At 69.6% G+C, this 2,265-nt stretch carries 2 protein-coding genes and 1 pseudogene; all 3 read left to right on the top strand.

Annotated elements, in window-relative coordinates:
- Positions 1-1,127, top strand: a 1,127-nt coding sequence (locus LQV45_RS26655) for a M20/M25/M40 family metallo-hydrolase (RefSeq protein ID WP_230009732.1), incomplete at its 5' end; no start/stop codon positions are given.
- A gap of 220 nt (positions 1,128-1,347) precedes the next feature.
- On the top strand, positions 1,348-1,944 hold the full coding sequence (locus tag LQV45_RS26650; RefSeq protein ID WP_308288933.1) for a hypothetical protein: 597 nt from the start codon (positions 1,348-1,350) through the stop codon (positions 1,942-1,944).
- 85 nt (positions 1,945-2,029) lie between these two features.
- Positions 2,030-2,265, top strand: a pseudogene (locus tag LQV45_RS26645) (transglutaminase); the annotation flags it as partial.

Genomic DNA, 2,265 nt, shown 5'->3' with positions numbered 1-2,265 from the left:
CAGCGGCCGTGCACCGGGCGTCGGTGCTGATGGCGCACTACGACGTCGTCCCGGCAGACGACCCGGGGGAGTGGACACACCCGCCGTTCTCCGGCCACAACGACGGCACGTTCCTCTGGGGCCGCGGGACGCTCGATGACAAGGGCCAGCTCGTGGCCATCCTGGAAGCGGCCGAGAGCCTGCTGCTGGCGGGGTATGCGCCCGCGCACGACCTCTACTTCTCGTTCGGCAACAACGAGGAGACGGCCGGCAACAGCGCGGCGGCCGCCGCGGACCTGCTGGCCGGCCGCGGCGTGGTGCCCTGGCTCGTGCTGGACGAGGGCGGTGCCGTCGCGGGCGGCGCCTTCCCGGGGGTGAGCCGGCCGGCCGCCGTCGTCGGCGTGGCCGAAAAGGGAATCCTGGACGTGGAGCTGCTGACCCGGGACCCGGGCGGACACGCCTCCACGCCGCCGCGGATGGGGGCGACAGCGCGGCTGGCCCGCGCCATCACCCGGATCGAGCGCAGCCCGTTCCCGCAGTCGCTGCCGGAGGTGACCGCCGAGATGCTGCGCCGCTTCGGCCCGCACACCCCGCCACCGCTGCGGGCCGTGTTCGCGAACGTGGCACTGCTCCGGGCGCCGATCACCTGGCTCTTCGGCCGGCTCGGCAGCGAGACCAACGCCATGACCCGAACCACCGTCGCCATCACCACGCTCGAAGGCAGCTCCGGGGCCAACGTCCTCGCCGCCACGGCGAAGGCCAACGCCAACATCAGGGTGGCGGTGGGGGAGACGGTCGAGGGCACCATGGCACTGCTGCGGAAGATCATCCGCGACCCGAAAGTCGAACTGCGCGTCGTGGAGGGCAACGACCCGTCTCCGGTGTCGCCGTCCTCGGGGGCCCAGTGGGACCTGCTGGCGGACTGCATCGGGCAGGTCTTCCCCGAGGCGATCATCACCCCCTACATCATGATGGGCGGCACCGACTCGCGCCGTTTCACCGGGATCTGCGGTGCCGTGTACCGCTTCGCGCCCTTCTTCATGGACGTCCGGGCCCGCGGCTCGATCCACGCCGTTGACGAAAAGATCGGGCTGGAGACGCTGGAGCAGGGGGTCCGGTTCTACGAAACACTGATGCGGGAGCTCTGAGTCATGCGGCGCCCCGGCTACGCTGGCACCATGACAGGGACGGCCCCTTCTTCAGCAGGCACCGCTTCTTCAGCAGGCACCGCAGGAATCCGGTGCGCTGTGCTGCGCACCGGCGCGGTGCTCGCGGTCGCGGCGGCAGCCCTTTCGGGCTGCAGCAGCGACGGCAAGGGGACACCGGTCTGGACCGCGGGCAGCAGCGCGGCGGACAGTGCGGGTCCCGGTGCGAGTGGGCTCGAGCGCAGCGGCCTGGAAGGTCTTTACCGACCCGGCAAAGTCCGTCAGTTTTGAGGTGCCGCAGGACTGGATTGTCCAGTCCGTAGCTCCCGACGCCGGTGCGCTGCCCGGGGCGCTGAAGATCACCGTCAAGGACGCCGGCGGCGCTTACCTGGCCACCTTGCAGACCGGTCTGCCCCCGCAGCCGGCCGCGGCCTGCCCGGACGACGCCGCCCGCAACTACGTCGTGGTCAGCAGCGTGCCGGTTGACCTGCCGCACGCCGGCGGCGGGGGAACCATTGACCCGCACGTGGTGTTCCGGGTGATCCAGGGCTACAAGTACTTCGGCTCCTACGGCATCACCAACGTGGTGGGCGGCGCCGGCGGCAGGAGCTGCGCGTTGCAGAACGTGGTCCGTGGCCCGGCCGGCAAGGGGGACTATTCGTTCGGGGACCTGACAGTGCTCAAAGCGTTGGCGCCGGACCAGAAGGTTGCCCCCGCCAAGGCCTTCGACACTCTCGACCAGGCGGCCAAGTACGTCAACGAGGGGTCCGAATTCGCGAACCTCCAGCGGATGCTAATGTCTCTGAAGATCAAAAACTAGTCCCGCCCGCCCCGCACATCACCGGGCCGTTGACGGCGGCTTCCCCTGCACCCACCTCAATCCCACATCCCGGAGACAGAGATACATGGAACGCGCCGTAGCCGCCCGCCTGGCCTTAAAGACCGTTGCCGAAACCAAGGTGGCTCTCGCCGTGGCGGTGGCCCGGAACGCCGGCTACGACTCGATTGAAGAATCGCTCAGGGTGACCGCGGGAGGCGGGGACGTGCCGCTGACCGAGCTCTCGGACCATCACGGCGGCCGCTTCCACTACATGGAATTCGCCGAACCCACCGAAGTCCTGGTTGAGTATTCGGCCACCGT

The sequence above is a fragment of the Microbacterium sp. Bi128 genome (assembly GCF_918698205.1).
This window is presented reverse-complemented; position numbering and strand designations above follow the sequence as displayed.